This is a genomic window from Acidovorax sp. Leaf78 (genome assembly GCF_001422735.1).
In the GTDB taxonomy this organism is placed as follows: domain Bacteria; phylum Pseudomonadota; class Gammaproteobacteria; order Burkholderiales; family Burkholderiaceae_C; genus Acidovorax.
In genome coordinates this window covers 1-24790 of record NZ_LMLZ01000004.1, presented here as the reverse complement: position 1 = coordinate 24790, position 24790 = coordinate 1, and the positions used below count along the sequence as shown (strand labels likewise).

Here is a 24790-nt window from a genome sequence, read left to right as displayed (position 1 = left end):
CCTGAAATCTTGAAAAACTGTGGGAAGACAGGCTGCGGATTTACTTGACCGCGCCGAAGGTCAGGCCCTGAACGAGCTGCTTCTGGCTGAACCAGCCGAACACCACGATGGGTGCAATGGCCATCAGCGACGCGGCGGACAGCTTGGCCCAGAACAGGCCTTCGGGGCTGGAGTAGGACGCGATCAGCGTGGCCAGCGTGCCGGCCTTGGCAGCGCTCAGATTCAGGCTCCAGAAGGCCTCGTTCCACGACAGCACCAGGCACAGGAGGCCGGTGGATGCGAGGCCCCCCATGCCCAGCGGCAGCAGCACCAGGCGCACCTCTTGCCACAGCGTGGCGCCGTCCATGCGCGCGGCCTCCAGGATCTCGTGCGGGATGTCCTTGAAGTGCGAGTACAGCATCCAGACCATGATGGGCAGGTTCGACAGCGCGAACACGATGATCAGCGCGAGCTGCGTGTCGAGCAGGTGGCTCTTTTGCGCCAGCACGTAGATGGGCACCAGCGCGCCCACGGCGGGCATCATCTTGGTCGACAGCATCCACATGAGGATGTCCTTGGTGTACTTGCCCTTGAAGAAAGCCATGGCATACGCCGCGGGCGCAGCCAGCATCAGCCCCACCAGGGTGGACAGCACGCTGGTGATGACCGAGTTCTTGGCGTACAGCAGGTAGTCGCTGCGCTCTTGCACTTCATGAAAGTTCTCGAGCGTGGGCGTGAAGACGAACAGCGGCGGCACCGCGATGGCCTGCAGCTCGGTCTTGAAGGCGGTGAGGAACAGCCACCCCAGCGGAAAGAACAGCAGCAGCGCCACGCCCCAGGCAGCAGCGGTGCGCAGGGCCAGCAGGCCCAGCGGAAAGTTGGAACGGCGTCGTGTGGTGGTTGCAGTCATGTGCGTGCCTCTGGTCTTATTTGTCGAGGTTCTTGCCGACCATGCGGATCAAAAACACCGCTGCGATGTTGGCCAGCACGACCGCGAACAGCGCCCCGGCCGAGGCCACGCCCGCGTCGAAGTTGAGCAGCGCCTGCTTGAAGATCAGGAAGGTGACGTTGGTGCTCGCATCGCCCGGCCCGCCCGCCGTTGTGGTGTAGATCTCGGCAAAGATGCTGAGCAGGAAGATGAGTTCGATCATGACCACCACGGCCACCGAGCGGCCCAGGTGCGGCACGTACAGGTAGCGCAGCTGCTGCAGGTAGTTGGCGCCGTCCATGCGCGAGGCTTCCAGCTGCTCGTGGTTCATGCTCTGCAGCGCCGTCATGAAGATCAGCGTGGCAAACGGCAGCCATTGCCAGGACACCATGACGATGACGGAGAACAGCGGGTGGTCGGTGAGCCAGTCCACCGGCGCCGCGCCGAAGAAGATCCACACCTGCGCGAGCACGCCGTAGATGGGGTTCATCATCATGTTCTTCCACATCAGCGCATTCACTGTGGGCATGACGAAGAATGGCGATATCAGCAGCACCCGCACGATGCCCCGGCCCGGAAACGGCTCGTTGATGAGCAGCGCGATCGCCACGCCGAAGAACACCGTGATGAGGATCACGCTGCCCAGCAGCAAGACGGTGTTGACCACCGCCGCGCCGAACGATGGGTCGGTGACGAAGTACTCGAAATTCTCCAGCCCCGCAAAGCCCGTCTGGTCGGGCTGCATGAGGTTGTAGCGGATGAGCGAGAAGTAGATCGTCATCACCAGCGGCACGATCATCCACAGGAAGAGCGTGGCCATGGCTGGCGTGAGCAGCAGGCGGGGAAGCAGGCGGCGGTTCATGGGAGTCTCGGAGAAATCTGGACGGGGTCACACCCTGAAGGCCAGAGCGAAGAGAGCGACAGGACAGGCTTCGAGTCGGCGTGCATCCGGCGAAGCCACCGACATCGGAGAAGTAAGCGTTCAGCCGGCGTAGCGAGCGGTCCGAGGTGGGGGTGCTGTACCGCAGCCGTACTCTCGTACGGCGAGGAACACCACCCCCGGATCGGCCCGCGCAGTAGCCGAATGAATGCCTATTTACTTGTAGTAGCCAGCTTTCTTCATTTCGCGGTCCGCCGACACCTGCGATGCCTTCAGCGCCGCATCCACCGTCGTCTTGCCCGCCAGCGCCGCGCTCATCTGCTGGCCCACCGCGATGCCGATGGCCTGGAACTCCGGAATCGCCGCGAACTGCACGCCCACGTACGGGCTCTTGGGCAGGGTCGAATCGGTCGGGTTGGCCGAGTCGATGGCGACCTTCTCGGCGGCGGCAAAGCGGGCGGCCTTCTGGAACTCAGGCGATGCGTAGGTGCTCTTGCGCGTGCCGGTGGGCACGTTGGCCCAGCCGTTGGTCTTGGCGACCAGCTGGATGTAGTCCTTGCTGGTGGACCAGGTGATGAACTTCTGCGCGGCGTCGACCTTCTTCGAACCGGCGGGGATGGCCAGGTTCCACGACCACAGCCAGTTGGCGCCCTTGGGCGTGTTCATGGTGGGGGCCTGGGCAAAGGCCATCTGGTCGGCCACCTTGGACTGCTTGGGGTCGCTCACGAACGACGCCGCGATGGTCGCGTCCACCCACATGCCGCACTTGCCGGAGTTGGTCAGTGCCAGGATCTCGTTGAAGCTGTTGGCCGACGAGCCGGGTGGGCCGTAGTTCTTGAGCAGGTCCACGTAGAAGGTGATCGCGTCCTTCCAGGGCTTGGATTCGAGCTGCGGCTTCCACTGCATGTCGAACCACTGGCCGCCGAAGGTGTTGACCAGTGTGGTCAGGAACGCCATGTTGTCGCCCCAGCCCGGCTTGCCGCGCAGGCAGATGCCGTATACGCCGTTCTTGGGGTCGTGCATCTTGGCGGCCAGGTCCTTGATCTGCGGCCAGGTGGGGCGCTCGGGCACCTGCACGCCGGCCTTGTCGGCCAGGTCCTTGCGGTACATGAGCATGGAGCTTTCGCCGTAGAACGGCGCGGCGAACAGCTTGCCGTCGATGGACAGGCCGCCCCGCACGGCGGGCAGCAGGTCGTCCACGTCGTAGGCGGCGTCGGTTTTGAGCTCCTGCAGCCAGCCCTTCTTGCCCCAGATGGGCGCCTCGTACATGCCGATGGTCATCACGTCGAACTGGCCGCCCTTGGTGGCGATGTCGGTGGTGACGCGCTGGCGCAGCACGCCTTCTTCGAGCGTGACCCACTTGAGCTTGATGTCGGGGTGGGCCTGCTCGAAGTTCTTGCTGAGCTTTTGCATCTCGATCATGTGGCCGTTGTTCACGGTGGCGATCACGAGCTCGGTCTGCGCGCTGGCGGCGCCGCACAGGGACGTCAAAGCCAGCGCAACGGCGACGGCCAGGCGCTGGGGCATGGTGACAGGGGTGGAATGTGGCATCGGAAAAGTCTCCTCGGTCGTTGGTATGGGAATCTGCCTTTCAACACCGGCGCAAGGCATGCAGGCATTGACGGACTGAACGATACCGATGCTGCGATGCTCGATTGGTACTCCAGACGCCTCCACAAATACTAATTTGCACCAGATACTCAGGATTTATACCTAGATTTGTCAATTGGGTATCTAAACCAGCCCGGATACACGGAGCGCGCGGGGTCGAAAGCACTACCCATAAGCTACACAAAAGATAGCAACAATGTGAACGACCGTCAGCGCTCAACAGCAATTTGAGGATGCCCTGCCAACCGCGCGACCCTGCTTCTGCAGGTCGGGCGGCCTGGCCCGCTAGGGCCAGAAACGCGCTGCCCTTCCCACTTACCACCGATAAGTGGCCGTCGCAATCACGCGTCGCGCTTCGCCATAGAAGCAGCCGTAGGTGCAGTTGGACACATAGGTCTTGTCGGCCAGGTTGCGCACATTGAGCGCCACACGCCAGGGGCCCGTGGTGTAGCTGGCCACGAGGTCGAACACGGCGTAGCTCGGCACACGGGTGTTGAGGAATGCAAAGCCCGTGGAACTGCCCACATAGCGCACGCCGCCGCCCAGCTGCACGCCCGGCAAGCCGACACCAGCCATGTTGTAGTCAGCCCAGGCAGTGGCTTGGTGGCGCGGCGTGAAGGGGTTGCGTGCACCCACGTCCGAAGCCGTATTGCTACGGGTGGTGCGTGCATCGGTGTACGCGTAGCCTGCCAGCAGCGTGAGATGGCTACCCACGCGTGTCTTGGCTTCCAGCTCTAGCCCGCGCGAGCGCACCTCGCCAGTCTGCACTTGATAGCCCACGTCCAGAGGATCGAGCGTCAGCCGGTTCTGCTGCGTCAGTTGGTATACCGATGCGGTGAGCAGCGTCCGCGAACCCTCAGGCTGATAGCGCACACCCACTTCGTACTGGTTGCCTTCCGTGGGCTTGAAACGCTCACCCAGGCGGCCACGTCCGGCGGCGGGCTCGAACGACTGGCTGAAGCTTGCAAAGGGGGCCAGGCCGTTGTCCGCCAGATAGACAGCCCCCACGCGGCCAGTCAACGCATTGTTCTTTTCATACGACCAGCTACCGTCGCCCACGAAGGACGAGATGCCATTCTCCGTCCAGTCGTAGCGCACGCCCGCCAGCAACACCCACCGGTCGCGGATCTTCCATTGGTCCTGCATGTAGGCTCCCGTGCGCTCCAAGCGTCGATTGTCGGAATAGATGTTCTTGCTGGGATTCAACCAGGGGCTGCCGTAGACGGGCGCGAACAGGTCCAGCGGAGCGACTTTCCAGTCGTAACGCTCAGCGTCCTCACGCAGGGTAGCGTAGTCGATGCCCACGAGCGTGGTGTGGCGCGATCCCTCGCTTCCCCATTGGATCTGCACGTTCGTGTCGGCCGTTAATGCGCGGTTGCGCGCGCTGGTGTGACTGCCGCCCCGGTTGATTACGCGTTGGTTGTCGTCAGCAAAGCCCCAATCGGCGGTGTAGCCGTAGCGAACGTCCTGCGTGCTCCAGCGCAAGTTCTGACGCAGCTTGATGGTGTCGGAGAACGCGTGCTCGACCAGATACCCGAGCTGCGCCGACCGATCCTCGAAACGATCTTGATCCGCCGCGGGCTCGCCGATGAATCGATTGCGTTCAATGCGACCGTTGGGATTCGCCTTGATCATGCCGAAAGGGCTCATCGCCGCCACATAGCGGCTGTCGGACTTCTGGTACTGACCCAGCAAGGTGAGCGACGTGGCGGCCGACGGACTCCAAGTGAAGGCGGGCGCGATGAACACCCGGTCGTCGTTCACGTGGTCGATGAAGGTGTCGCTCTGGCGCAGCAGCCCGGTCACCCGGTACGACCATTCGCCGCTGTCAGACAGCTTGCCGCCGAAGTCGCCCGAGACTTGCCTGCGGCTGAAGCTACCCAGCTCGACATTGAACTCGCGCAACGGCTCGAGCGTGGGTCGCTTGCTGACCAGGTTGATGACGCCGCCGGGCGCCGCGCTGCCGTACAGCACCGACGATGCGCCGCGCAGCAGTTCGATGCGCTCCAGGCCGTAGGGCTCTTGCTGGCCCTGGTAAAGACCGCTCGAGTACTTGGTGCCGTCGCGGTACAGGCTGCCCGAATTGCCGTCGGCCTGAAAGCCGCGCAGCACGAAGGCCTCCGTGGCGCGGCTCGACTCGCGAAAACCGACGCCTGCGGTGTAAGCGAGCACGTCCACGATGCTCTGCGCCTTTTGTGCCTCTACCTGGTCGGCCGTCACCACGGTGATGGACTGCGGGGTCTCGATGATGGGCGTGTCGGTCTTGGTGCCGGTAACACTGCGCTTGGCCACGTAACCGTGCACAGGGCCGATGGCAACTTCGGTGTCGGTCTCGGCGGCCACGCGCACCTCGGGCAGCGAGACAACGCGCGCGGACCCTTGAGCCGACGGCCCTGTGGATATCGGCACGCCAAGCCGCACGGTGTATCCGCCTGCATCGGTGCGCAACAGCTCCAGCCCCGAACCCGCCAGCGCGCGGCGCAGTGCATCGGGTGCATCGAAGCGGCCCCGCACGGGCGCGGCGTTGCGGCCTTCCACCAACTGCGCATCGGCGGTGAGCGCCAAGCCTGCATCGCGCGCGATGCGGTTGAGGGCTGCTCCCAGCGGCCCGGCGGGCAGGTCGTAGTCGCGCACGGCCGCAGCGCTGGCCGGGGCCGCAGGGGCCTGCACCGTGGCTGGCTGTGCGGCCGCGGCAGAGGCCGCCAACGCGAGCAGCAGCGCCGCAGCGCAGGGGTTCAGCGGAAAGGGGAGAAGAGCAGAGGGCATGGGTCAGGCTCCGAAACGGGTCACGTCAGAAAAGAGGGGCAACCGCGCCAATGCACGGTCTCTGTCTGATTGCCGAACGGGTGCCGAAAAGTGAGAGGGGGCCGGGGCAATTTCTTTTTCGGGCCGGCATCGCTGGTGGGTGAGTTGCCGGCTGGCAGGGGCGATCTGGGTTGATCTGCTTGGGCTGCTGGATCTGGGTTGAACGGAATGGAACCGTCGATCAGCCGCACCAAGTTGCTCATCTTTTGATAGCTGCTAGCGCTTTCCCATCAAGCGGTAGCGGCCGATTTTCTTCACATTTTCATCCTCAGGGCGCAGCACGCGGCTTGAGCGTGACCCACCAGCGCGTGGTCCAGACCACGTCCACCGGCACGGCCGCGGTCAGCGCCAACAGGGCCTGGTCGGTGTCCGCCAGGGGCAGCGTGCCCGTCACACGCAACCCGGCCACACGGGGGTCGACATCCAGGTGGCCGACCCGGTGCCGCGCGAGCATGGCCACCACCTCGCCCAAGGGTTGGTTGTCCACGACCAGCATGCCGTTCTTCCAGGCGTCGGCATCGGGCGGGGCCACCCACGGGTCCACCCGCCCGCCCGCCAGCCGTGCGCCCTGCCCGGCCGACACGATGCGCTCGGCAGCGCACGGCTCGGATGCTACTGCCGCACAGGTCGCCGGGCGGGCCGCGACGGCCGACTGGGTGACGGCGACCTCGGTGGCAAGCGCGCCACGGCCCTGAGCCTCATCGGTGCCAGGGCCGTGCGCCTGCGGCCAGCGGCGCACGGTGAAGCGGGTGCCCAGAGCGCGCAGGCTGCCGTCCTCGGTCAGCACGACGAACGGGCGCTGCTCGGCCGGGTCGGCATGGCTGGTTTCCACGGCCACCTCGCCCGCGCGCAGGTGGATGGTGCGCTGGTCTTGGCTGAACACGACATCCACAGCGCTGCGGGTGTTCAAGTGCAGCACGGTCTGGTCGGGCAGCACGATGGTGCGGCGCTCGCCGGTGGCGGTGCGGTGGTCGGCCAGCAGTTGGCCCACGGGCTGGTAGCGGTCCAGCACCAGCACGCCGCAGGCCACCGCCAATGCCAGGCCCAGCACGGCGCCCGCCACATGGGCAGAACGGCGCCGGCGCGGTGGCAGCAGCAACGCTGCGCGGGCTCCGGGACCTGCGGCGGCGCGGGTCAGGTGCTGGTCGATGTCGCCCAGTTGGCGCCAGGCGCGGGCGTGGTCGGGGTGTGCGGCCAGCCAGTCGGCCAGGGCTTGGGCGTCCGCCGGCGAGGCCGCGCCCTCGCCCTGGCGCAGTTGCCAGCCGATGGCGGCCTCCAGCACGGCATGCGGCACGGGGTGGTCGTCGCCTGCACCACCAGGTGGGCCACCCGTGGTCCAGCCCGCACTGCTCACGCCGCGCCGCCAAAACGCAGGTGGTAGGCGTGGCGCATGGCGTTGGCCAGGTACTGGCGTACGCGGGGCACCGACACTTGCAGCTGCTCGGCAATCTCTGCATGCGTGAGGCCATCGAGCCGGTTCATCAGCCACGCTGCGCGCGTCTTCGGCGTCAGGCCCTGCAGCAATGCATCGACCGCGTGGAGCATCTGCACGGCGGCCAGGCGCTCTTCGGGGGATGGCTGCAGCACCTCGGGCTGCAGGGCCAGGTCTGCCAGGTAGGCGCGCTCCAGTTCACCCCGGCGCCAGAAGTCCACCAGCAGCCCGCGTGCCACCGTGGTCAGGTAGGCGCGTGGCTCGCGCATCGCGTCCGGGGCGATGGCGGTGGGCCGTGCGAGCAGGCGCACGAAGGTGTCCTGCGCCAGGTCGGCCGCATCGTCGGCACAACCGAGCCGCCGGCGCAGCCAGGACTGCAGCCACCCGTGGTGGTGGCTGTAGAGCGCGTGCAGGGGATGAGCGGCAGGCATGGCGTGGCGGCCTTTTTGAGAATGATTCTTGATTATAGAAATGCATTCCCAGTTGTGCCCAGCCCCGCGCGGGGGGCGCCTGCTCAGCGCGCTGCGTTTTCCATCATTCTGGCGACGTCGGCCGGCAAGGTCTTCGGCGTGCCCTGGTCCTGCACGTCCCATTCCTCCCCACCGGTCAGCAGCCACACGCGCACGGTGTCGTTGGCGGCGTGGACCACGACGGCAGCGGCCTCCGTGCCGCCCTCATGCTGCCGGTTCCCGGTGATGTAGAGCATCGAGCCGTCCTGACGCAGGGGGCCGCTCACCTGCAGGTTCTCCAGCAGCACGTTGTAGTTGGTCGGGCCGAGCAGCCCGCGCAGCCGCTCGGCCAGCGGGCCGGCGCGCAGGAAGTCTGCGCCCCCCACCGGATAGTTGCCCACCTGGGTTTGCAGGTTGGCCCAAGGGTTGGCCGGTGCGGCGGATGCGACCGTGGGCACGGGGCGCACGACTTTGTGGGACGCGGTGGGCGCAGTGCCGCCGCAGCCTGGCAGCAAGATTGCCAATGGAAGAACGGCCAGCACGGCGCGGCACAAAGGGGCTAGGGAGACCAGGCGCATGATCGGGGGCTTCTTTCTGAAAAGAGCAGCTGGACAAAAAGGTGTGCGAGCTTAGCCTGTCCAGCACCTGCGGCCCGCGCCCCTCTAAAATCGCGTCTTTCGCCTTCCAACCGCCATGACAGAACACGCCCGCCCCGTCCGCTCGCAATACGAAGACTTCATGCGCCACGTGTTCACCCACGGGGTGCACAAGTCGGACCGCACGGGCACGGGCACGACCAGCGTGTTCGGCCACCAGATGCGGTTCGATTTGAAGGAAGGCTTTCCGCTCGTCACCACCAAGAAGGTGCACCTGCGCTCCATCATCCAGGAGCTGCTGTGGTTCCTCACGGGGTCGAGCAACAACAACTGGCTGAAAGAACGCGGCGTCACCATCTGGGACGAATGGGCGCGCGAAGATGGCGACCTGGGCCCGGTGTACGGCGTGCAGTGGCGCAGCTGGCCCACGCCGGACGGCGGGCACATCGACCAGATCAGCGACGTCATCCGGACTCTGAAGACCAACCCCGACTCGCGCCGCATCATCGTGAGCGCCTGGAACGTGGCCGAGCTCAACAAGATGGCGCTCATGCCCTGCCATGCGTTCTTCCAGTTCTACGTGGCGCCAGCGCAGGAGCCCGGCGGGCGCGGCACGCTGTCGTGCCAGCTGTACCAGCGCAGTGCGGACATCTTTCTGGGTGTGCCGTTCAACATTGCGAGCTACGCCCTGCTGACCCACATGGTGGCGCAGCAGTGCGACCTTCAAGTTGGCGACTTCATCTGGACCGGCGGCGACTGCCACATCTACAGCAACCACCACGATCAGGTGCAGACGCAGCTGGCGCGCACGCCCTACCCCTACCCTGTGCTGAACATCCAGCGCCGGCCGGACAGCATCTTCGACTACCAGTTCGAAGATTTCGAAGTGCTGGACTACCAGTGCCACCCAGCCATCAAGGCGCCCGTGGCGGTCTGATCCCGCCACGGCGCTTCATCGGCCCCTGACCTTTTGAGCCCATCGGCAGGTGCCACCGTGCCCTGCCTGCAGACCACCACCACACCACCACGAGCTATCAACCATGTCTTCCGGCGGATTTCACGTACACGGGCCCCACGACCACGCGGTGGAACATGCGACCCAGGGCCACGGCGACCACAGCGACCATGCTGCAGAGCACGGCAACGAGGGTGGCGGCATCTCGTCGATGAACAAGATCGCGATGTTCACCGCCATCGTGGCCACGGTGGGCGCGATCTTCTCGTACATGGGCGGGGCCACGCAGGCCAATGCCGGCCTGCTCAAGAACGACGCTGCGATCAAGAAGACCGAGGCGTCCAACCAGTGGAACTACTTCCAGTCCAAGAGCACCAAGCAGTCCCTGGCCGAGCTGGCCCGCGACCTGGCGCCCGAGGACCGCAAGGCCGGCTACCAGACCAAGATCCAGCGCTACGAAACCGAGAAGAACGAGATCAAGGTCGTGGCCGAGAAGCTGGAAGCCGACGCCCACGAATTCGACCGCCAAAGCGAAGTGCAGATGCACCAGCACCACCGCTGGGCCCAGGCCACGACGGCGCTGCAGGTGGCCATCGCCCTGGCGGCGATTGCGCTGCTGACCAAGAAGAAGTGGCTGGAATACGGCATGTACGGTGTCGCCGCCGTGGGCCTGGGCGTCGGCGTGGCCGCGGCCCTGCACATCTGAGGAGCCTGCACACATGCCCCTGCACCTCATCTACGCCCGCGCGGCCAACGGCGTCATCGGCAAGGACAACGCCCTGCCCTGGCACCTGCCGGAGGACATGGCGCATTTCAAGCAGCTCACGCAGGGCTGCCCGGTGGTGATGGGGCGCAAGACCTGGGACTCGCTGCCACCGCGCTTTCGCCCCCTGCCCGGCCGCACCAACATCGTGGTCACGCGCCAGGGTGACTGGCAGGCTGACGGCGCGCGCCGCGCAGGCAGCCTGCAGGAAGCGCTGGCGCAGTGCACCGCCGGCCAGACGGTGTGGGTCATCGGCGGCGCGCAGCTCTATGCGGAGGCCCTGCCGCTGGCCGACCGGCTGGAAGTGACCGAGATCGACCGGGACTTCGAGGGCGATGCATACGCGCCCGTGGTGGGCGACGAATGGGTGGTATTGGAGCGCAGCGAGCATGTCAGCACCAATGGGCTGCCCTTCAGCTTTGTGAGCTACGTGCGCGCAGCGTGAAGCGTTGTTCCGTGCAGCAGCGTGTGCGGCGCGGTATGCGTACTGCGGGCTGCGGCCGGCGCTATTGCGACACCGGTGCAGATGTCTGGGATGGGGTTTGGGCCGGCGCTGGTTCTGGCGTCTGTGATGGCGTAAGCGCGGGAGGTGGCGCAGGTGTCTGGGCGGGCGTCAGGCTGGACCCGGGAGAGCCCACCGGGGATCCCACAGGGGTCTGTGCGGCAGGCGCGGAGGCCGGCGCCTGGGCAGGCTGCAGGCCTGGAACCACGGCGGGCGTGTTGACGCCCTGCGCGGCCGCTGCCGAGGCGGCCATCGCCAGAGACAAGGCCAGCGGCAGGGCCAGCGTTTGCGTATGAATGACTCGCATGGACAATCTCCATCGGTAAGGTGGCACCAGTCTCGCCCCACAAGCACCGCGTGAAAGTCGGACAACCTCCCGCAACGGCAGAGGCGCCAGCGCAAGTTGCGCCGCGCCCGGATCCAGCCAGCAATGCCAATCGCGCGCCGATGGTAGGTACCATCCACGAATCAGAGCCCACTACCGGCCGCCAGAATGTCGCAGATACCCCATGCCACTGAGCGGCCCTTGTTTCAATCATCATGTCAACTATGCAAATTGCCACCTGGAACGTGAACTCCCTGTCCGTACGCCTGCCCCAGGTGCTGGATTGGCTACAGGCCAATCCGGTGGACGCGTTGGGCCTGCAGGAGCTCAAGCTCACCGACGACAAGTTTCCGCACGACGCGCTCAAGGAAGCCGGCTATGAGACGGTGACCTTCGGGCAGAAGACCTACAACGGCGTGGCCATCCTGAGTCGCCACCCCCTGCGGGATGTGGTGCGCAACATCCCAGGCCACACGGATGAGCAGGCCCGGGTGATCGCAGCCACGCTGGACACCCCTGCCGGCCCATTGCGTTTTGTGAACTGTTATTTCGTCAACGGCCAGGCCCCCGGCACCGAAAAGTTTGCCTACAAGATGCTGTGGCTCGAGGCGCTTCACCGGTGGCTGCGCGAGGAGATGGCGGCGCACCCACGGCTGGCGTTGGTGGGCGATTTCAACGTGACACCGGAAGACCGTGATTCGTTCGACCCGGTAGGACTCAAGGACACGATCCACCACACGGTGGAGGAACGGCAGCATTTTCAGGACCTGATTTCCCTGGGCCTGACCGACACCTTCCGCATGTTCGAGCAGCCTGAAAAAACCTATTCATGGTGGGACTACCGCATGCTCGGTTTTCAGAAGAACCGCGGCTTGCGCATCGACCACATTCTGGTGAGCGAGGCCCTGCGCCCCACGGTGACTGCGTGCACGGTCGACCGCGCACCGCGCAAGAACCCGCAGCCGAGTGACCACGCGCCGGTGGTGGCGACTCTCGGGTAAAGGCCAATACGTAGCAACGTTAGCGCCTCGCGGACATCCATGAACTAACTTTGCTCTTTCCATAGCAAAAGGGCTGCACATGGCAGCCCTTTTTTTGATCCAAAGTCAGGGGCAACTTGAAGACCAGGGAAGCGGTTTGGCTTTACGCCAAACCCCTGCCCCTCAGTCTGAAGGTTGCGCCCCTAGGAGATCAAGTGCGCGAGGAGAACGAGTCGCGCAGTGCGCGCACTTCATCATGGTTGCGCTGTGCGCCTTGCGACTGGCGCTGCACCAGAGCCTGCACCTGGGAGGGCAACGTGTTCTTCAGTGCCTTGCGATAGCGGGCCACTGCAGCGTCTTCTCCGCGCTCGCACTCTTCCAGCACCGCCTTGTCGTCCTGAATGGACAGGGCCGTCTTCACAGACACCCAGCCGCGGTGCAGCGCACCCGAGACCGTGCCGCCGGAGGCTGGCTCGCCACCCAGGCGACGCACTTCGTGCTCCAGCTCGGTACCGGCGGCGGCGCATTCTTGCGCATGGCGCTGGAACACCGCTTTGAGTTCTGGCGACTTGGCGTGTTCGGCACACGACTTGAAGCCATATTCGCCGTCGCGTGCCGACTCCAGCAGGTCGTTCAGCACATCGACCACGTCATCGTTGTCGACGACATCGAATGGACGGGTGTCGCCTGCTTCGTAGCGGGAAGCGCGGTCCCAGGCAGCACGCGTTGCGGGGCGTGCATCGGACCATGCCAGGCCATCGGCGTGGCGTGCGCGCCAGTCGTCCGCCAGGCGGGGCTCAACCGAATCGAAGTCGCCTTCGTAGCGGCCCACCGAGGACCAGCCCAGCTCGTAGGCAGGACGGTATTGGTCATACGTGCGGCCACCTACGTAGTAGGGCTCGCGCTCGTAGGTTTCGCGCCAGTAAGCGTCTTCTGCGGTGGGGTTGACTGCCTCAGCAGCTGCCTTGCCCGTCAGGCCGCCGACGACTGCGCCAGCCACACCACCGACTGCGGCGCCCACGGGGCCGCCAAAGGCACCTGCGGCTGCACCTGCTGCGGCGCCGCCCAGGGCAGCACCGACACCGGTGCCCACAGGATGGGAACCTGGTTCATTGGTCAAAGGGTCGCGGTTGGCATCATTGAAATCCGACATAGAAGCTCTCCGGTTGGTTGACAGTGAATTCATTGTTGAAGTCACGCCGCGCCAAGCGGGTCGGCCCATGGAGGACTTGAATGTAGGACAGCGCCAGCCTTGGCTTGTGGATGGGGGCGCTGGTGTGTGCCTTCTGCAGCGCAACGCGGCAAGCCATGCCACATCACGCGCAGATGCTACAAAATGTATAGCTTTTACCGCTTGTCTATCAAGCGGCAGCGGCCATTTTTATGCTTCGTCGGGCGCGTCCAGCCCCAGCTCCTGGATCTTGCGCGTGATGGTGTTGCGCCCGATGCCCAGGCGCTGCGCGGCTTCCATGCGGCGTCCGTGCGTCGCGGTCAATGCCGTACGGATCAGACGCGATTCAAAGCGACGTGTGAGAGCGTCCCACACCTCGGGCTGACCACCAGCGAGCAGCCTTTGCGCCTCGGTCTCCAGCGCCTGCTCCCAGGTGTTGACTGCGCCTGCACCCGGAGCGCCGCCCACAGCGGCGGTCGCAACTCCGGCAGACGAAGGCGCACCGCCATCCACGGCCCCGGACCACGCTGCCGTCGAATTTGCGTTGGCGCCGTAGCCTGCTGTGGTCCCGGTCGAGGCGGCGCCAGAGGGCACCGGCGGATGCAGACCACCGACCCGCTCGCCGGGCGCTGCGGATGCAGCGTTTGCCGCGTAAACAGACCCCGCAGCGGCAGATGCTGGCGCCTGCTGGGCTCCGGCCAAGTCGCCAGTGGCCCCTGCGCGCTGCGCTGAGGGGTTCACAGGGGCCTCCAGCACCTCGGGCGGCAGGTCCTGCTGCGAAATGACCTGGGCAGGCGCCATCACCGTGAGCCAATGGCAGATGTTCTCCAGTTGCCGCACGTTGCCCGGAAACGCGAACTGCTCCAGCCGCGCGATGGCAGAGTCGGCAATGCGCTTGGGCTCCACGCCCAGCTGCCGCGCGCTTTGCTGCAGGAAGTGGCGCGTGAGCACGGGCACGTCTTCGTGCCGCTCGCGCAGCGCGGGCAGCCGCAGTCGGATGACGTTGAGGCGGTGGAACAAGTCCTCGCGGAAGCCGCCTTCCTTGACGCGTTTTTCCAGGTCCTGGTGGGTAGCCGCGATCACGCGCACATGGGCCTTGACGGCCGCATGGCCGCCCACGCGGTAGAACTGGCCGTCAGACAGCACACGCAAAAGGCGCGTCTGCAGGTCGAACGGCATGTCGCCGATTTCATCCAGGAACAGCGTGCCGCCTTCGGCTTGCTCGAAGCGGCCGCGCCGCTGCGTCTGCGCGCCGGTGAAGGCGCCGCGCTCGTGGCCGAAGAGTTCGGACTCCAGCAGGTCCTTGGGGATCGCGGCGGTGTTGATGGCGACAAACGGGCCGTCGGCCACCGGTGAATGCTTGTGCAGCGCACGGGCCACCAGCTCCTTGCCCGAGCCCGATTCGCCGGTGATGAGCACCGTGACCTGGCTTTGGCTCAAGCGGCCGATGGCACGGAACACATCCTGCATGGCGGGCGCCTGGCCCAGCATTTCGGGGGTCTCGGCCTGGCGCTCTTCGATGACCTCTTCGCGTTGGCTTTCTTCCACCGCACGGCGGATCAGTTCCACCGCCTTGGGCAGGTCGAAAGGCTTAGGCAGGTATTCGAATGCTCCGCGCTGGAAGGCCGACACGGCGCTGTCCAGATCGGAGTACGCCGTCATGATGATGACGGGCAGGCCAGGCTGCAGTTCGCGCACTTTCTCCAGCAGCTGCAGGCCCGAACCGCCGGGCATCCGGATGTCGCTCACCAGCACCTGGGGGCCTTGCCGGGCCGGGTCGCCAGCGGTGATGTCGGCCAGCGCGTCGAGCACTTCGCGGGGGTGGGTGAAGCTGCGCGTGGGCAGGTTCTCGCGGGCCAGCGCCTTTTCGAGCACGAAGCGGATCGAAGGGTCGTCGTCTACTAACCAGATCGGCTTCATATCTTTTTCTTACCTTCCCTGTGGTTGCGTGTCAGGGACCTCAGGGCAAGGGGATCAGGATGCGGAAGTCGGTGCGACCCGGTACGCTGTCGCATTCAATCAACCCGTGGTGCCGCTGTACAAAGGTTTGTGCCAGCGTGAGCCCCAGCCCCGATCCGCCGTCCCGACCCGATACGAGGGGATAGAAAATCCGCTCCTTGATCGCGTCGGGTACGCCCGGTCCGTTGTCGATGACATGCAATTCCAGTGCCAGCCGATATCGCTGGCGACCAAACGTTACTTGTCGTGCCACCCGGGTGCGCAGCGTGATGACCGCGTCGCCCGCGGCGATGCGCTCAGTCAGGGCCTGGGCGCCGTTCTGCACGATGTTCAGCAGGGCCTGGATCAGCTGCGCCCGGTCGCCGCGGAACTCTGGGATGGAGGTGTCGTAGTCGCGCACGACCTTCAGGCCCTGCGGGTACTCCACGAGCACGAGGGAGCGCACTCGCTCGCACACTTCATGGATGTTGACATCGCCCACCAGATGGGGGTGGCGGTGCGGCGCCAGCAGCCGGTCTACCAGGCTTTGCAGGCGGTCCGCCTCGTGGATGATGACCTGGGTGTATTCGGTGAGCTCGCGGCTTTCGAGCTCCATCTCCAGCAACTGGGCGGCACCACGGATGCCGCCCAACGGGTTCTTGATCTCGTGCGCCAGGTTGCGGATGAGTTCCTTGTTGGCCTGGGCCTGGTCGAGCAGGCGCTCTTCGCGGTCCTGGCGGGCCTGCTGCTCCAGCGGCCACAGTTCCACCAGAATCTCGCCGACCTGCTCGGCGTCGGCCACGCTCACATGCACGGGCACAGGGTCCTGGTGCACGCGCTTGAGGCCGGCCTCGTAGCGCAGCGCGGCAAAGTCCTTGCCACGGGCGCCCGCCAGGGCGGTCTGCAGCAGCGCGGGGTCGGTGAAGAAGGTGGAGAAATCCGCGTTCTCCAAGGTCCGGCGCGACAGGCCGAGGGTGTTTTCCAGCGCGGCGTTGGCGAACTGCACCGCACCGTCGGCCCGCAGCACGGCCACCAGGGTGGACATCAGGTCCAGAGAATGAAAACGCCCCGTGTCGGTGGACGGGGCATCGGTGGGGTGCTGGGAATTCACGCGCTTGTAAAGACTACGGGTTGGTGGCGGTTTGGGCGGGGTTGCGGTGAGCGAGTCAGTTGGCGGCAGCAGGCAGGCGCGCGATCTCGCGCTTGATGCCGGCGATGTCGCTTTCGCTGCGGGTGATGTTGGCCTTCAGCTCTGCGGTGCGCTCGATGTAGCGCTGCGGGTTGCGCAGGTCGAGCGCATTGCGCTCGGGCGCGCCACCGTTGTATTCCTTCACCAGATCGGCGTGGCGGGTCTCGGCCTTGCGCAGCTCTGATTCGAGAATGGCGCGCGCATCGGAATCACGGGCCTTCTGGTCGTTGGTGTTCACGCGCGGCGCAGACGGTGGCGAAGCCGAGGTGGCGCCACCGCCGCCTGTTGAAGGGGCCGCAGCTGCAGGGGCCGCAGCGCCCGCTGGGCGGTTGCCCTGCACCACGGTCACGTTGCCGCCTTCCACCAGCTTGCAGCCGCGCTCCTTGGCTTGCTGGGCGTTGTTGGTGTATTCGTTGCCACAGCGGTAGATGCGGTCTTGCGCCCAGGCGGCCGGAGCCACCGCAGCGATCAATAACAGGGAGATGAGCGTTTTCTTCATTCGGTTTCCTCGCACTGCCATGCAGGGGGTGCGGTGGAGTATCCACCAATCACCGTGCATCGCCAATCCAACACCAGCAGACCCCCACGGGGCTTTGTACAAGGATGCAACGGCCCAGCCACTGGTTCCGTTTCAGGCCGTCAAAAGCTAGCGCGCCATGAAAAAAGGCGGCTTGCGCCGCCTTTTGGGAAGTAAGAGCCTGCAGGCAGGCAATTACAGCGAGTAGTACATGTCGTATTCGACAGGGTGAGGTGCCATGCGGAAACGCGTGACTTCCTGCATCTTGAGGTCGATGTAGGCATCCAGCATGGAATCGGAGAACACGCCACCCTTGGTCAGGAAGCCGCGGTCCTTGTCCAGATACTCCAGCGCCTGGTCCAGGCTGTGGCACACGGTGGGCACCAGCTTGTCTTCTTCGGGCGGCAGATGGTACAGGTCCTTCGTGGCGGCTTCGCCGGGATGGATCTTGTTCTCCACGCCGTCCAGGCCGGCCATCATCAGCGCCGAGAAGCACAGGTAGGGGTTGGCCGATGGATCGGGGAAACGCGCTTCGATGCGGCGGCCCTTGGGGTTGGCCACGTAAGGAATGCGGATCGAGGCCGAGCGGTTGCGGGCCGAGTAGGCCAGCTTCACAGGGGCTTCGAAGCCGGGCACCAGGCGCTTGTACGAGTTGGTACCAGGGTTGGTGATGGCGTTCAGGGCACGTGCGTGCTTGATGATGCCGCCGATGTAGTACAGAGCGAAGTCCGACAGGCCGGCATAGCCGTCGCCTGCGAACAGGTTCTTGCCGTCCTTCCAGATGGACTGGTGCACGTGCATGCCGGAGCCGTTGTCGCCAGCGTAGGGCTTGGGCATGAAGGTGGCGGTCTTGCCGTAGGCGTTGGCCACGTTCCAGACCACGTACTTCAGGACCTGCGTCCAGTCGGCGCGCTCGACCAGCGTGCTGAACTTGGTGCCGATTTCGTTCTGGCCAGCGCCTGCCACTTCGTGGTGGAACACTTCGACCGGGATGCCCAGGGATTCGAGGATCAGGGACATTTCAGCGCGCATGTCTTGCGTGCTGTCGACGGGAGGCACTGGGAAGTAGCCGCCCTTGACCGTGGGACGGTGGCCGCGGTTGCCGCCTTCGAGCTTGGCACCCGAATTCCAGGGGGCTTCGTACTCTTCGATCTCGAACATGACCTTGCCGGGTTCGTTGGACCAACGCACGCCGTCGAAGATGAAGAATTCTGGCTCTGGGCCGAAGAAAGCGGTGTCGCCCAGGCCGGAGGCCTTCAGGTAGGCTTCAGCGCGTTTGGCGATGGAGCGTGGATCGCGGTCGTATGCCTTGCCGTCGCCGGGCTCGATCACGTCGCACTGCAGGAACAGCGTGGTTTCTTCGAAGAACGGGTCGATGTTGGCCGTGTTCGGGTCGGGCATCAGTTGCATGTCCGAAGCTTCGATGCCCTTCCAGCCAGCCACCGAGGAGCCGTCGAATGCGTGGCCGGACGTGAACTTGTCTTCATCAAAGTGGGAAACAGGCACGGTCACGTGCTGTTCCTTGCCACGGGTATCGGTAAAACGGAAGTCAACGAACTTGACTTCGTTTTCCTTCACCATCTTTATCACGTCTGCAACGGTCTTGGCCATCAGGTTCTCCTGGGTAAAGCGCTTGTTGAAAAAAGGATTTTGCGTAAACAAAAGCAGTTTGCGTGCCAGCTGGGTGCAGCCGCCGCACTATGAAGGAGCGCCACGGACTACAGACCATGGGCGCACACATCGGATTGCACCAATAAGGTGCGAATCACTATTTATCTTTGTGCCTCAAAGATTGCGCACCAATTCAGGGCCGCATTGCGCACCAAATTCGTGCAGACCCTGCTGGAGGTCTTCCCACGCCGCTGGGACCAGCGGCGCGGGCCCTTTGACGCCCAACTCGATATGCCGCCCGTATTGTGGATGATCCACGCTGGGCAAACTGAACACGCGGACTCCCGCATGCAATTTTTCGATGCGCTCCATTAAAGGGGTCAAAGCAGCCTCCATGGCGCCGTACACCACCACGGACTGCTCGGTCTGCGGCGTGCGGTTGAAATGTGCTGCGTAATGCTGGTCCAGCACCGCCTCGATCATGGGCCAGGCCATGACGGGAAACCCCGGCACAAAGTGCACGGTCCCGCCCCCTGCCCCTTCGCAGGTGAAGCCGGGGATCTTGTTGTACGGGTTGGCGATGATGCTTGCCCCCGCGGGGAAGGTGCCCATGTTGAGCCGGTGGAGGTTGTCCGGGCGATCGGCCTCGTACGGCACGCCCTGCTCCCGCGCCACATCCTGCATGCGCTCGCGGATCAAGGCTTCTGCCTCGGGGTGCAGCGCCAGGTCGCGTCCCAAGGCACGCGCAGCGCACTGCCGGGTGTGATCGTCCGGCGTGGCACCGATGCCACCGCACGAAAACACGACGTCGCCCGAGGCAAACGCGCGCTGCAGCGTGGCGGTGATGCGGTCCGGGCTGTCGCCCACATAGTCAGCATACGACAGGGCCAGCCCGCGGGCGGCCAAAAGCTCGATGACCTTGGGCATGTGCTTGTCGGCGCGCTTGCCGGACAGGATTTCGTCGCCGACGATGATGAGGCCGAACTGGGGGGTCGTCATGGTGCAGGGGTTCCGTGGGCTGATGGTTCTGGCGCGGGCAGCGCGGCGGGGGCTGGCGGTGCTGTAGGCACCGCCACAGGGGCGTCGACGCCCGGTGGCACAACGTCCGGCGCACCGCGGGGAGTCAGTGTCGTGCCGGCGGGCGGCGCGTGGGCCAATGCAGCATTTTCTGCGCGCAATTGCTCCAGTGCAGCCAGCCCATAGTGGGCGAACCACAGCGACGAGAAGGCGAATACCAGGGTATAGATCCAGATGGCCAGCGGTACGAGCACGACAAATGCAGCGGCGAACACCACGCCTGAGGCCCACACGATGCTGGGTGCAGCGCCCAGGTAGCCGGTCAAGATACCGATGCCCAGCAAACTGCTGCGGTGGCGCCGAAATATCTCCTGGCGCTCTTCTTTGCTGGCGTGGTCGGCCAGTGCATCGAACACCATGACCCGGTACGTGAGCCAGCCCCAGATCAGCGGCGGAAGAATCAGCACCAGAGGCGGCACCAGCCACAGGGGCACCGACACCACCAGCGCGATCAACGCCAGCGCGGTCGAACCGAGCGACCACGCCACGCTGGCGATGAAGGAGCCGCCCTTCTTGCGTTCGAGGTTGGGAAACCGCCGATCAGCCACCAGGCTCACCAGGGCCGGCGTCATCAGCACCGCCACCAGCAGCAGTGACAGCACCACGAGCACAGGCGCCACTGCCAAAATCACCATCAGAGGCGCCACCACCGAGGCCACATCCCCCAGACCCCAGCCTTGCAGCCAGTTCCAGAAGGTGGCCAGCACTGTGGACGCGTCAAGAATGCCGCGCATGCCCTGCACTGCGGCGTCCCAGTACAGATAGCCCAGGCCCAGCGCGAGGCCCAGCATCACCAACAGCGGCAGTACCGACAGCGCCATCACCCGCGGGCGCAGGCAATAGGCCGCTGCGCGCCAGAAAGAATCAAGCAGTAGTCCCATGTCGGCGAGCATACCTTCTGAGGGTGGCACGGCCCGTCAGGCGCGCCCGATGAGCCGGAGCACGCCCCGCCACTGTTGCGACCAGAAGCCGGTGCCGTAGTCGCGCACGCGGCCGCCCGGGCCGGGCTCGACCTGGTCACGGATGCCGGTGGGGTCGTAACGTTGTTCGAAGTTGGCGGTGCGCATCAGCATGTCCCACCAAGGCAGCAGTACACCGAAGTTGTGCCCGCCCAGAACCACACGGTGCGTGGCCCCACCGCCAGCCCCTGGCGCAAGAGGCTTGAGTGTTTCGTGGCCAATACCGATGCTGTGGTGCAGACGGTGGAACCGCGGGCTGACCCACAGCCGTTCGCCCCAGCGCCCGAACCACAACCGCACGTTGGCATGCTGAAAGCTCTCGCTGAGCTGCGTGATGGCCACGATGGCAATGAACTGGCCAGGCGCCACACCGATGAGCTGGGCCACCACCACCAGAATGGTGTCGCGCAGAAGGTCGTCGAGCAGGTGATTGCGGTTGTCGCTCCACATGGTCATCTGGCGCTGCGCATGGTGCAGTGAATGCAGACGCCACCACCATTCGTAGTGGTGCTGACCGCGGTGGATCCAGTAGTCCACGAAGTCGAACACCACGAGGTACAGCAGCAGACTGACCCACGGCACATCGGTGATGCCAGGCCACACGCCGTCGAGCTGGAAGGTGCTGACGCCGGCCACCCGCAAGGCGCCAAAGAGGGAATCCGCCAGCGGGTCCACCGCCAGGAAAAGGCCGAGCCGGAAAAGACCCAGCCGGTGGATCAGCGTGTACAGGATGTCGGTGCGGATCGTGGCCCGGTCGGTGACGGCCTCCACGGGCTTCCAGCGCTGCAGAGGGCCTATCACTGCAGCAATCACCACCAGCTGCAGCACCCCCACCAGGATCCAGCCCGACGCTTCGTAGCCGCTTTCCAGCTGATTGCCCAGCCCCATGGCAAACATCAGGGGCTGCATCACGCTCTCGAACAGCCACTGCTGCGCGGTGTCAAACCCGTTGCCTAGCCAACCCATGCTCATGCTCCATCCGGTTTAGTCCTGCGCGTTGCTGCGCTGCATCGTGTCGTGTGCCGATCGCCCGGCCCCCAACGCCCGCTACCGCCCTGCGGGCTTGGCGTAGTCGGGGTGCTCACGCAGCGTGCGAAAGCAAAATCCACGTTCCTTCAAACCCACAATCAATGGCTCCAGCACCGCAGGCGCCCAGGGGTCCTTGCGCGACCAGATCCCCAGGTGCGCCAGCAGAATGTCGCCGCTGCGCACATCGCGCAGCGCCTTGCGCAACAGGGAATCATTGCTGGCGCTCTCGCTGGGCAGTTCGTCCCCGAGAAAGCCCGCTGGCGACCAACCCACGTGGGCGTAGCCGCAGGCCGCCGCGCTGGCCAGCAGCTGGGGTGAGGTCTTGCCCCCGGGCGCGCGAAACAGCGGCAACGGTTGTTTGCCGGTGATGGCTTTCAGGCGCTCTGCAGCGTGTGTGACTTCTTCGCAGTATTGGGCTGCCGTCAGAACAAAACTTTGCCCCTCACGCGACCCCGCAGAGGGACGGACGCGAAAGGACGGGTTGCGCGCGTCACCAAGGTCCGCGCGCCAGTAGGTGTGGTTCCAGGTGTGCGAGGCGAACTCATGGCCTTCGGCCGCCCGTGCCTTCCACCAGGGCGCCCAATGGTCGCCCAGGCTTCCGTCGCCCTGCTTGGTGCGCTCGTTGGCCGCGAAGAAGGTGACATGCACCTTTTGGCGATGGAGCACCTCGGCCACCAAGGGAGCGATCTCCATGTGACCAGTATCAAAGGTCAGATAGATTGGTTTCTCACAAGCATTTTGGGCGCTACCGCTTGATACGTAAGCGCAAGCAGCTATCAATACCGTAGCAAACCGAAGCACCCGTCTCCGCGGGGTTCGCCGTGCCACCATGGCAACGCCGGGATCAGCCATCACCGTGGCGCGTGCTGCAGTGTCCATACGCCGTGGGGTGACTTGCCCACCGTGACTTGGCGGACCACCTTCTTTGTCTCGGTGTCCACGACCGACAGCTTGCGCGCCCAGCGGGAACTCACATAGAGGAACCGGCCGTCGGCTGACACTTCCATGCAGTCCGGTCCGCCCGGTACGGGATAGGAGTCCACGACCTGGTAGGTGTTCATGTCGATCTTGCTGATGGTGTTGGCCACGCGATTGCTCACGTACACATGCCGACCATCCCCTGCCGCGCGGAATGCATGCGCCCCGCTGCCGGTCTTGATCTTGCGGATGCTCACCGGCTCACGGCCCGACACGTCGAAGACCTCGACACTGTCACTGCCCGTCAGGCCGACGAACACGCGTTTGTCGTCCGTGCTGCCGTACACATCCGCTGGCATGGCGCCCGTCTTGATGCGCCATTTGATGGTCTGCGTCGCAATGTCGATGGCCACGAGCTCGTCGCTGTCCTGCATGGTCGAGTAGACCGTCGTGCTCTTGCTATCGATCCACAAGTGGCTGGGCGTGCGCGACGTGGCGACCCGCTGAACCAGCGTCATGTCCTTGCCATCCCAGCGATAGAAGTCCACATGGTTCAGCCGATTCGCAGCGGTGATGAACCACTTCATGTCGGGCGTGAACCGCAGGTGGTACGGGTCCACGATGCCGCGCACAGTGCGTTGGACCTGCGCCGTGCGCGGATCCAGGAAGGTCAGCGTGTCACCCAGAGCATTTGCAACGATGAGCGACTTCTCATCGGGGGTGAGGTAGAGGTGATGGGGCTCCTTGCCGGTCGGAATGCGCGACGTCTCTGTCCAGGTCGCAGGGTCGATGACACTGACACTGGCCTCCAGAGAGTTCAGCACAAACAAGGGCGGCGGCGGTGCAGCCAACACAGCGCCCATCGACATCCACAGCCCACCGAGGGCCACGCACACGCGTGCAATCGAAAAAATCTTCACAAAGCCACTTTCAACACAGCCTTCAAGTGTAGCGCCGTGGCTTGGCAAAGCCCGGTGCGGCACACGTAACATCCTTGATATAGAACGATTTTTTGCTTTTGTAAGCCAATGGTGACAAGCGATGATCGGACTGATTGCAGCGTCCGTGGCACACGCCCCACTCCAACGCATCGCCAGTACGTGTGCTGGAATGGACGGAAGGCTTTGGCGACCGATTCATCAGCGCGAAGGACTCACCTGGACGGTCGTCAAAAACGCATTAAGCAGCTTGGGTCAGCAGTTGCAGATCCGCTTCACTGAGCCATTTCCATTGGCCCGGAGCCAGATCCGCGGGAAGTGCCATGGCGCCCATGCTGGACCGGTGCAGGCCTTCCACGCGGTTACCCACTGCTGCAAGCATGCGCTTGACCTGGTGGTACTTACCTTCGGTCAGTGTGAGATCCAATCGATGGGTATCCACCATCACGCAGGCTGCGGCCTTTACGGGCTTGGGGTCGTCGTCCAGAACCACGCCAGCCAGCAGCTTCGAGACTTGCACTTCATCCACAGGATGCTTGGTCGTCACTTGGTACACCTTGGGCACGTGCTTCTTGGGCGAGCTCATGCGATGGATGAACTGTCCATCATCGCTCAGCAGCAGCAACCCCGTCGTATCTTGATCGAGGCGGCCGACGGCCTGAATTCCCTGCACCGCACTCTTCGTGGGCCGTTGGCGCAACGGAGCAGGCAGCAGCGTGTAGATGCTTGGATAGGTGGAAGGTTTTTGCGAGCACTCGGTTCCTGCAGGTTTGTGCAGCATCACGTAGGCTTTATCGTGATAAGGCCACTCGACGCCCTGGACCCGAAGGTGCAGGCCGTTTTCATCGATGTGCGCAGCGGCCTCCAGCAACTGCTGATAGGCCGACTCACCAGCCGGTTTCACCTCGACGAATCCTTGCTGGATCAACCCAGCACAAACGCGGCGCGTCCCGAACCCTTGCGAATAGAGAATGTCTTGTAACTGCATTGTGTCCTCAGCACGCCAGTGCCTTTAATCAGCACACCAGGATTTAGCTTGCGGCATTACTGGTCATCCTGGCCATGCTCATTGCAAAGTGCCAATCAGAAGCGTAGCTACAAAGCAAAACGCCCTTCTACTCATAGAGCAGAAGGGCGGTTTGGGCTGTAAGAGCCTGACGATGACCTACTTTCACACGGGAACCCGCACTATCATCGGCGCAAAGTCGTTTCACTGTCCTGTTCGGGATGGGAAGGAG

The 24790-nt window shown here is 64.5% G+C and carries 23 protein-coding genes and 1 rRNA gene; 4 read left to right on the top strand and 20 right to left on the bottom strand.

Annotated elements, in window-relative coordinates; genetic code table 11:
• Positions 1–40: 40 nt before the first annotated feature.
• From ASF16_RS04730 to ASF16_RS04700, 7 genes are all read right to left on the bottom strand, one after another.
• Complete coding sequence (locus tag ASF16_RS04730; protein WP_056163515.1) at positions 41–889, bottom strand: carbohydrate ABC transporter permease; 849 nt, start codon at positions 887–889, stop codon at positions 41–43.
• Between the two features lie 16 nt (positions 890–905).
• Entirely contained in the window at positions 906–1769 is an 864-nt protein-coding gene (locus ASF16_RS04725) for a carbohydrate ABC transporter permease (RefSeq protein ID WP_056163511.1), read from the bottom strand.
• Positions 1770–2003: 234 nt separating this feature from the next.
• The gene (locus ASF16_RS04720; RefSeq protein ID WP_056163508.1) at positions 2004–3338 is read right to left on the bottom strand and encodes a sugar ABC transporter substrate-binding protein; all 1335 of its coding nucleotides are present in this window, start codon (positions 3336–3338) and stop codon (positions 2004–2006) included.
• Positions 3339–3713: 375 nt separating this feature from the next.
• Entirely contained in the window at positions 3714–6164 is a 2451-nt protein-coding gene (locus tag ASF16_RS04715; RefSeq protein ID WP_056163505.1) for a TonB-dependent siderophore receptor, read from the bottom strand.
• A gap of 307 nt (positions 6165–6471) precedes the next feature.
• Positions 6472–7557, bottom strand: a complete 1086-nt coding sequence (locus tag ASF16_RS04710) for a FecR domain-containing protein (protein WP_056163502.1) — start codon at positions 7555–7557, stop codon at positions 6472–6474.
• Positions 7554–8066: a sigma-70 family RNA polymerase sigma factor gene (locus tag ASF16_RS04705; RefSeq protein WP_056163498.1), complete on the bottom strand. Its 513-nt coding sequence runs from the start codon at positions 8064–8066 to the stop codon at positions 7554–7556. The genes ASF16_RS04710 and ASF16_RS04705 overlap by 4 nt, the downstream gene beginning before the upstream one ends.
• 83 nt (positions 8067–8149) lie before the next feature.
• Positions 8150–8662 (bottom strand): hypothetical protein, encoded by a 513-nt coding sequence (locus ASF16_RS04700; protein ID WP_056163494.1) that lies wholly within the window; start codon positions 8660–8662, stop codon positions 8150–8152.
• Between the two features lie 115 nt (positions 8663–8777).
• On the opposite strand from ASF16_RS04700, the gene ASF16_RS04695 reads away from it, so the two are divergent.
• From ASF16_RS04695 to xth, 4 genes are all read left to right on the top strand, one after another.
• On the top strand, positions 8778–9617 hold the full coding sequence (locus ASF16_RS04695; protein WP_056163491.1) for a thymidylate synthase: 840 nt from the start codon (positions 8778–8780) through the stop codon (positions 9615–9617).
• 103 nt (positions 9618–9720) lie between these two features.
• Positions 9721–10341, top strand: a complete 621-nt coding sequence (locus ASF16_RS04690; protein ID WP_056163488.1) for a DUF4337 domain-containing protein — start codon at positions 9721–9723, stop codon at positions 10339–10341.
• Between the two features lie 13 nt (positions 10342–10354).
• Positions 10355–10843, top strand: a complete 489-nt coding sequence (locus tag ASF16_RS04685; protein WP_056163486.1) for a dihydrofolate reductase — start codon at positions 10355–10357, stop codon at positions 10841–10843.
• A gap of 606 nt (positions 10844–11449) precedes the next feature.
• On the top strand, positions 11450–12226 hold the full coding sequence (xth, locus tag ASF16_RS04680) for an exodeoxyribonuclease III (RefSeq protein ID WP_056163483.1): 777 nt from the start codon (positions 11450–11452) through the stop codon (positions 12224–12226).
• A gap of 190 nt (positions 12227–12416) precedes the next feature.
• Here xth and ASF16_RS04675 read toward each other — a convergent pair whose 3' ends face one another.
• The 13 genes from ASF16_RS04675 to rrf form a co-directional block, all read right to left on the bottom strand.
• Positions 12417–13205, bottom strand: a complete 789-nt coding sequence (locus ASF16_RS04675) for a PA2169 family four-helix-bundle protein (protein WP_235507259.1) — start codon at positions 13203–13205, stop codon at positions 12417–12419.
• Complete coding sequence (locus tag ASF16_RS26650) at positions 13178–13318, bottom strand: hypothetical protein (RefSeq protein ID WP_235507258.1); 141 nt, start codon at positions 13316–13318, stop codon at positions 13178–13180. The genes ASF16_RS04675 and ASF16_RS26650 overlap by 28 nt, the downstream gene beginning before the upstream one ends.
• Positions 13319–13586: 268 nt before the next feature.
• Positions 13587–15296, bottom strand: coding sequence for a nitrogen regulation protein NR(I) (ntrC, locus tag ASF16_RS04670; protein ID WP_056163477.1), 1710 nt, complete (start codon positions 15294–15296; stop codon positions 13587–13589).
• Between the two features lie 40 nt (positions 15297–15336).
• Positions 15337–16359 carry a nitrogen regulation protein NR(II) gene (gene glnL / locus ASF16_RS04665; RefSeq protein WP_056163801.1) on the bottom strand — a complete coding sequence of 341 codons (1023 nt, stop codon included), beginning with the start codon at positions 16357–16359 and terminating at the stop codon, positions 15337–15339.
• A 121-nt stretch (positions 16360–16480) separates the two neighbouring features.
• Positions 16481–17002, bottom strand: coding sequence for a hypothetical protein (locus ASF16_RS04660; protein WP_056163474.1), 522 nt, complete (start codon positions 17000–17002; stop codon positions 16481–16483).
• 213 nt (positions 17003–17215) lie between these two features.
• Positions 17216–18631 carry a type I glutamate--ammonia ligase gene (glnA, locus tag ASF16_RS04655; protein ID WP_056163798.1) on the bottom strand — a complete coding sequence of 472 codons (1416 nt, stop codon included), beginning with the start codon at positions 18629–18631 and terminating at the stop codon, positions 17216–17218.
• A 174-nt stretch (positions 18632–18805) separates the two neighbouring features.
• Positions 18806–19630, bottom strand: coding sequence for a molybdopterin-binding protein (locus ASF16_RS04650; RefSeq protein WP_056163471.1), 825 nt, complete (start codon positions 19628–19630; stop codon positions 18806–18808).
• Positions 19627–20589, bottom strand: a complete 963-nt coding sequence (locus ASF16_RS04645) for an EI24 domain-containing protein (RefSeq protein ID WP_200926867.1) — start codon at positions 20587–20589, stop codon at positions 19627–19629. The genes ASF16_RS04650 and ASF16_RS04645 overlap by 4 nt, the downstream gene beginning before the upstream one ends.
• A 36-nt stretch (positions 20590–20625) precedes the next feature.
• Positions 20626–21633, bottom strand: a complete 1008-nt coding sequence (locus ASF16_RS04640; RefSeq protein WP_056163795.1) for a sterol desaturase family protein — start codon at positions 21631–21633, stop codon at positions 20626–20628.
• A gap of 81 nt (positions 21634–21714) precedes the next feature.
• Complete coding sequence (locus ASF16_RS04635; RefSeq protein ID WP_056163791.1) at positions 21715–22527, bottom strand: polysaccharide deacetylase family protein; 813 nt, start codon at positions 22525–22527, stop codon at positions 21715–21717.
• Between the two features lie 20 nt (positions 22528–22547).
• On the bottom strand, positions 22548–23534 hold the full coding sequence (locus ASF16_RS04630; RefSeq protein WP_082516746.1) for a YncE family protein: 987 nt from the start codon (positions 23532–23534) through the stop codon (positions 22548–22550).
• Positions 23535–23793: 259 nt separating this feature from the next.
• On the bottom strand, positions 23794–24540 hold the full coding sequence (locus ASF16_RS04625; protein ID WP_056163464.1) for a 16S rRNA pseudouridine(516) synthase: 747 nt from the start codon (positions 24538–24540) through the stop codon (positions 23794–23796).
• Between the two features lie 164 nt (positions 24541–24704).
• Positions 24705–24790 (bottom strand): 5S ribosomal RNA (rrf, locus tag ASF16_RS04620); the annotation flags it as partial.